Source organism: Nostoc sp. PA-18-2419, assembly GCF_005869855.1.
GTDB lineage: Bacteria > Cyanobacteriota > Cyanobacteriia > Cyanobacteriales > Nostocaceae > Nostoc.
Genome location: NZ_SZNH01000005.1, coordinates 284,643 through 291,394 on the forward strand (window position 1 = coordinate 284,643; position 6,752 = coordinate 291,394).

At 39.1% G+C, this 6,752-nt stretch carries 6 protein-coding genes; 1 reads left to right on the plus strand and 5 read right to left on the minus strand.

The genetic code is table 11. The features are described from left to right. Positions 1-5 precede the first annotated feature (5 nt). The 3 genes from FCR06_RS08115 to FCR06_RS08125 all read right to left on the minus strand — a co-directional run bounded on the left by FCR06_RS08115 (position 6) and on the right by FCR06_RS08125 (position 3,490). Positions 6-1,265, minus strand: coding sequence for a glycoside hydrolase family 10 protein (locus tag FCR06_RS08115; RefSeq protein ID WP_138498434.1), 1,260 nt, complete (start codon positions 1,263-1,265; stop codon positions 6-8). A gap of 115 nt (positions 1,266-1,380) precedes the next feature. Further along, the gene (locus tag FCR06_RS08120) at positions 1,381-2,511 is read right to left on the minus strand and encodes a hypothetical protein (RefSeq protein ID WP_138498398.1); all 1,131 of its coding nucleotides are present in this window, start codon (positions 2,509-2,511) and stop codon (positions 1,381-1,383) included. Between the two features lie 475 nt (positions 2,512-2,986). Continuing rightward, complete coding sequence (locus tag FCR06_RS08125; RefSeq protein WP_138498400.1) at positions 2,987-3,490, minus strand: hypothetical protein; 504 nt, start codon at positions 3,488-3,490, stop codon at positions 2,987-2,989. A gap of 880 nt (positions 3,491-4,370) precedes the next feature. On the opposite strand from FCR06_RS08125, the gene FCR06_RS08130 reads away from it, so the two are divergent. Continuing rightward, positions 4,371-5,039, plus strand: a complete 669-nt coding sequence (locus tag FCR06_RS08130) for a phosphoribosyltransferase (RefSeq protein ID WP_138498402.1) — start codon at positions 4,371-4,373, stop codon at positions 5,037-5,039. A gap of 43 nt (positions 5,040-5,082) precedes the next feature. Here the strand turns inward: FCR06_RS08130 and FCR06_RS08135 are convergent, their stop codons facing one another. Beyond that, entirely contained in the window at positions 5,083-5,856 is a 774-nt protein-coding gene (locus tag FCR06_RS08135; protein WP_138498404.1) for a hypothetical protein, read from the minus strand. 419 nt (positions 5,857-6,275) lie between these two features. After that, the coding region (locus FCR06_RS08140) for a hypothetical protein (protein ID WP_317616806.1) at positions 6,276-6,752 on the minus strand (477 nt) is incomplete at its 5' end.

Below are 6,752 nucleotides of genomic sequence, written 5' to 3' on the forward strand. Positions count from 1 at the left end.
AAAAATCAACTGGAGGGTTTCCAGCCAGCTAGCAAATTCGGGTAAGTTGTTGGTGTAGGGAAGAGTTCCTGTAACCCAATCTGGCGTTGTTGGGGCTTTTCTTTGCTCATATTCCAGAGGGTTTCGTAGAAAAAGAAAGAGACTCCGGCAAAATTGCGATCGCGTACTTTTTGCACTTGTGTCTGTATTTTTTGCATCGGCACAAATTTGTTTTTCAAACCAACCATAATACCAATACTTACTGGAATATGTTTTTTAGCAGCTTTGACTTCTGGATACTCTAATTCACTAATAAAAACATTCAAATCATCTCGATATATCTGCAATACCAAGTCTTCGATGATTCCTAGCCGTTCCCATTTCTGCCAGTCTGCTAAAAAGAAGTCGTAGGAGAAACGCTGAGGATTTGGTGCCACAGAAACGAGGCAATCTTTTTTAGTGGCTTTGATAGCTTTAAATACCCGCTTTGTAAAGTCGGTGATTTTGTTTGCTCTCCAGCTTACCCATTCTGGATCTTGTGGATTTTTTGGGGGCGCTTTGCCTCGATGTTCTTTTTTATAAAGTGCCACTGTGTAAGTATCGTATCCCAATATAGATGGTAAACCGAAATGGTCATCAAATTGAATGCCGTCAATATCGTAGTTTCTGATGATTTCAATGATTAAATCTTGAATGAATTGTTGTACTTCTGGGCGAAAAGGATTTAGCCAAACGCGGTTATGTATGCCTTCTTTAACAATCCGCGTCCCATCGCTGCGACTGGTGAGCCACTGAGGACGATTTTTAGCTAATAAAGAATCAGCTGGAGCCATAAAGCCAAATTCAAGCCAGGGAATCACTGTTAACCCTTGTTGATGCCCCACATTGACAATTTCTTTGAGAATATCTCGCCCTTGCAGTCCAGGTGTAGGGTCGATCGCTCGCCCAATTACTTTGGCTGCAACTTTGCTAGGATACAATGTATACCCCCAATTCCAAACTGCCGGATACACGGTGTTAAAATTGAGTTCATCAAGGCGTTGCAAAGATCCCTTGAGGCGATCGCGCTCAAATAACACATCACTATCAATATTTGTTAACCACACTCCCCTTAACTCAGACGCAGGTAATCTCTGAGAAATAGTTTGAGCATTTAAGGGCAACGATAATATCAGCGTAGTTACCACACTCAAGGTAACCATGACGAAAAATAACCCCGACTTTCGACTTTGGCGAATATTCCACCAACAATCAAACCCAACACACCACTTTACTAACCTTTTCATCATCTACCACAGGTACAATCGAATTATCGTTTTGATTGTATGCTCTAAAACAATCGCTAGTAAAAGGAACTGAGGCACTCAAGTTCCCCAGTCCCTAATCCCCAATCCCTATTCATCATTGAGCGCTAGCTGTAACCCGATTCCAGGCTTTAACTACTCCTTGTAAATCGTTTGGCAGGTTATCTTGAGAAATATCGTTGTACTGAACCGTATTCTTTTGGCTAGTGAGAGTGTAGGTGATATAGTCAGCAGCACCGCTGGGTACTGGGTAACTGAGATTCTGGAATTGAGTAAATTTATAGCGTTCTAGCGATCGCAAAAATCGTTGTACCTGTTGCAAAGAAACACGGCGAACACTACGCTCGGAATCATTAGCATCACCAATCCGCACGCGAATCAATCGCCCATCTTTGAGTAAAACAGTCTCGTAGGTTCTACCAGTAAAGCCACCAGTGGAGATTTGCCGAAATACTATATCTCGATCCAAGGGCGGTGGTAACTCGCTAACTGGAATTGGTACAGGTGTCAGTGTACTTTGGTTCGGCTTTTGATTGAGCTTAACTATCGAACCTGTTCGATTAGTGTGATAAACCAAGGTTTGTTCGCCTCCACCAACCACTACCCGCCAGCCTGGTACCAAAGCTTGGGTACAGAATTCATCAGCGTTAGGTAATTCTAAACAGCCATCTCTCCAAGTTTGCTGTTGAAACTCAACAATCGTTAGCCGAGAAATCGGTTGTTGCAGCTGTCTAGATGCAGCTTGCAAAACAGCATTTTTTACTGATGCAGGTAATTTGTCTGAGGGAGTATTTGCCGAAGCTAAACGTAGCGATCGCCCGTTGCTATTGGTATGATAAATCCAATTTTGTTTGCCATCAGATACTACAACCCGCCAACCAGGAACTAAGGCTTCGGTGCAGATTTCATCCGCTTGAGGTAATTCCAAGCAACCGTTGCGCCAAGTCTGCTGATTATAGTTTGTAATTTTCAGTTCTCTAGTCGAAATTCCCTGTCTGCGGGCTAAATCTTGCAGCACTGCGTTAGCTACTGGACGCGGCAAGCGATTTGATTTAATGTTGTCTTTAGAAACATCAGTGCTTGTTTCTAGTAACAAGTTTGCAGAAGCCGCTGCGGCATCTTTGCTCAATGTTAAACCGCTAGTCACAGATAAAATCCCAGTCAAAATCAAAGCCGTGAAAATTCGTGCTTGATTGGTGCTAACATAAAATTTTGCCATGAGTTTCATACTAATACAGTGCTATTAGTCAATAGTTATAAAACTAAGAAATAATATCTAGCGACTCAGGACAAGAAACTATATAATCCCAGACACTTCACTAAGTTGGGATAAGTTTAGTATTTGTCTTTTGAAGCAGATATAAAGACAGACGCTAGTGTAATGATTGTTTGTTCCTGAGCTAGATTTTACCTAGTGCAACTTGTAGGGACAACAGCTTACAAAATCCAATACAGTTCACATAAGACCAAAACGCTTGTAGAGACGGCGATTTATGGCGTCTCGAAAACCCGCAATTTTGTACAGCCTTTAACTAAACCGTATTGGTACAAAACTCCAAGGGCACATTACTTCGCCTACGCGTCAGACAAAATTCTTCGATCAATCAGCAAGGCTGAAAAATTATTGTGACAGTTGCATTCACACTAAGCCAGACAAATTCAAACTATTTCTAAGCTAAAATCTAAAATCCAAAATGTCTTGCTTAGGCGCTAATCGCTTGCTGTTCCGGTTCAACTAATTGATTATTAGGTAAATCAAATCTAATAGTAGTAGACGCCCAGTCTTTGAAATCAGGTGCTAGCCAAACTAGCTTGCACAGAATTTCATCATTTACCCACAATACAAAGGGAAAGTGAAACTGTTTGCGAAACTGATCTCGCATAATGTTAGTACTGATGATTAGTTGATTAATTGCCACTACAGATTCTAAACCTCGTACTATCAAAGCTTCGGGTTGAGTAGCACCAATTGTATTTGTAATAATTGTATACAATGATTCGGCTGCGGGCGTAAGCAGGATTTGCTCGATGTCTGCTGAGGAGAATTCTGTTAACAGATTTATCATCTGTTGCTGTCTTTCAAGACAATTGCAACATGCTAATATCAATGAAAACTCTCCAGCAGAAACCATCATCGCCCTTGCCAGCCTCTTAATAGCTGCTGTGCTACTAACTATAGTGTTTTCCGAACTAGTTAAGTTGCTCATTTATAAAAACCCTGCTTTGATATCAAAAATAGCTGAGCATTATTCAGTTATTGTACTCTACTAGTTTTTACCTCAAAGTGTTACACAATACTTGGTATAACATTTTGTCTGTAAAATTTAGCATAATTTTATACTTGCTTTAACAAATCAGAATATTGTCAATGATTATAGATTTACAACTGAGGGTTAATGTGAAGACAACATTTAATATCATGTCCGGTTGAACACAAGTCAATTGCTTTCGCCAGTGCCGTTCCCGTAGGATACGAAGTGAAACAATCAGAGAAGTCTTGTAATTGCTTCACTTGGTTGCACTCGCCATGACATATCATAAGTAATTTGCCGGACATGACATAACACTTTATGGCAAACAAAATGGGAGAAGCTCAGAATTAGCAGTTGCATGGTTACTTTATCATCTATAGATTTTTACATCTGGTATTAATTAGATAATTCTGATTCATTTAGTTATAATATATACTCAGTATACCTCTGACAACGAATATTCACAAGTGGGAGAAAACTTATACCAATTTGTCACAGGCATAGCTAGCCGTACATTTTAATTTGTAACTTTAAATAAAAATATATTCTTCCATCCGTTGATGTATTTCACGAAATACCTGAAATCTATACATAGGTAGGGGTATAAAGCTGTCCTTACAACCAATTTATTAGTTATCAAGATTTTTAGAAATAGTACAAGTCGTCCTTTTGATAGAACAATAGATTGAAGATGTCGCTTCGTTAGTCAGAGGACACTGCATTTTTAGCTTTCTAAGATCGGCTCAGAACGTCCGATTATAAAAAGTCATGCATTAAAAATAAGAACGCCTGTAAATATTTAAAATTTTGATAATTTTATTAGGAGTGTTGCACTATGCTATTCAAAGACCGGAGATTTGCAGGTCAACTATTGGCTAAAGAGTTAGCTGCTTATGCTAATCGCTCAGATGTCTTGGTTTTAGGGCTACCAAGAGGTGGCATACCCGTTGCTTTTGAGGTTGCTAAGGCATTAAATGCTCCCTTAGATGTTTTGGTGGTACGTAAATTGGGTGTACCCGATCAAGAAGAACTAGCAATGGGAGCGATCGCTCCTCATGGCGTGCGGATACTCAATAAACATGTTATCAAGCTGATGAATATCTCCGATGAAGTAATTGCCAAGGTAGCCGTACAAGAAGAACGAGAGTTAGAGCGCCGGGAACAGGTTTATCAAGGCGAGCGCCCTTTAAGAGATTTACAGGGGCGCACGATCATCTTAGTAGATGATGGTTTGGCAACAGGTGCAACTATGTGGGCTGCTATTATAGCTGTGGAGAAACAACAACCAGCTATGATTGTAATTGCTGTGCCTGTAGCGGCATCTGAAACTTGCCAACAGTTAGAACCTGAAGTAGACCAAGTTGCTTGTATCTCTACACCCAACCCTTTCTACAGCGTTGGTCTTTGGTACGAAGACTTTCTCCAAACTACAGATGAAGAAGTCGGGGAGTTACTCATAAAGGCGGCAAACAATGGTCAACAATTATTTGTTAGGCGAGAATAGCTATTGAAAGTGCTGAGTTAAGAGCCTCGCTGGAGACTTTAATTTAGAGATTGATAAAACTGGTGAGCGTCTCTTTGATTTGATTTGCAGTTGTAGCAGTAAATATGGAGGCTGTGGCTAAATCAATATGATGATTATCTGCTAAAATTAAGCGAATATTATAACTTAATATGTTATCAAACTCAAATGAATTAAGCTCAATTGTTACAATTTCTGAAAGCTTTGCTTCAAGAATTTGATTACCCAACCAAGATTGACGTTCAATAGTTATTTTGCCAACAGTTTTATCAACAACACAAATAATTTTTTTATTTCTGAGTATAGAAGCAATACAAACAGCACCAACCGCAATCATGAGTAAGCCTAGAGGATAAGTCCACAAACGACTATCTTCACCAATTGTCAGGTTTTGTTCTTGTGGAATTTTAAGAAATGTATTGATTTGTGCCGCTTTAGCTTCTTTTTTAGTACTATCTGCATTTAGCAAATTTATTAACACTGAACCATGAGTTGTCTGAAGTACAAAAGGATAACTACCCCATGCATCAGTAGTGGTAGTGTCTAATTTTGCTTCTACGATCTCTTGAAAATGCCAGCTTTGAGTTTGAGTAGTTAGAAGATTTTTAGTAGTTAGTTGACAAATGTTTGCCTCTTCTCCAACTCTGCTACAACTAAAACTAGTAGCTTTGCCCAGTGCAGCTATTAAAAAAACGCCTCCGATGATAAAGATTCCGCCAAATAGCCAGTAGAATGTGGCTTGTGGCTTGAGTTGCAGTTTTAATAACTTTGGTGTTTGCTCGGTAATATGGAATTTCATAGTGATAGCTGAAATCTGGACTTCAAATAGCTACAAGGTTTACTTGCAATTTTCACACTTTTGGGGTTAATTACAAGGTTTGCCAATAGTATCAGCTATGACCAGATTCTTTGCTCCTTGGCGCTAAGACAGTTGTACTGATGGCCAGCGCCTAGATTATCCTAAGCGTTTACTTCGGTTTGTTGCTATGGTTAATAAACCAGTCACCAAGACTATTACATTGTTGAAACTTTAGGAATATGATTGATTGAGCGATCGCACTTTATCAAGCCCTACCAATTAGTAATACATGTTAACTATAGCAAAATCATCAATTTTGACTTTAATAATTTTACTATAGTAAGCCTATGACAATTATATATTAGTGCGTCCTCTTGTTTTATCTTCATCACTTTCGAGTATCAAGAAGACTCGTAATTTTAGTCTACATAATCCGTTGGTATTTCCGACTCAACAGCATTATTTGAAACTATTGGGCGGCTACCATCTATCTCTAGAGTATCTTTAACTGTAAATTTACTCTTAGCAATTGGGCGTTRACCGTCTATATCAAGAATTTCCTCAACCTCTAAATCACTATGGTCAATAGGACGTTGACCATCTTCGTTTAGCATTTCATTATCCGCAAAAGGACTTTTAGCGATCGGGCGATGACCATCTATATCAATTGTGCGACCAGAATTATTTTCATCCTTTGCAATTGGCCGCGGACCATCTATATTAACTATTTCCTCAATTTCAAAGTTACTTGGATCGATTGGACGCAGACCATCTATATTAATTGCTTTAGTTGTATGCGTCTGTTCGTTAGATGATAAAACTATATTGTCAGCTTCATTGACTTTGCGATGTGAACCTGATCTACTTTTCTTAACTTTCTTTGCGTTCTCCTTGTT

Excerpts from the sequence above, each read along its gene's own strand:
- FCR06_RS08115 (WP_138498434.1), bottom strand. The coding sequence starts at position 1,265 with ATGAAAAGGTTAGTAAAGTGGTGTGTTGGGTTTGATTGTTGGTGGAAT.
- FCR06_RS08120 (WP_138498398.1), bottom strand. The coding sequence starts at position 2,511 with ATGAAACTCATGGCAAAATTTTATGTTAGCACCAATCAAGCACGAATT.
- FCR06_RS08125 (WP_138498400.1), bottom strand. The coding sequence starts at position 3,490 with ATGAGCAACTTAACTAGTTCGGAAAACACTATAGTTAGTAGCACAGCA.
- FCR06_RS08130 (WP_138498402.1), top strand. The coding sequence starts at position 4,371 with ATGCTATTCAAAGACCGGAGATTTGCAGGTCAACTATTGGCTAAAGAG.
- FCR06_RS08135 (WP_138498404.1), bottom strand. The coding sequence starts at position 5,856 with ATGAAATTCCATATTACCGAGCAAACACCAAAGTTATTAAAACTGCAA.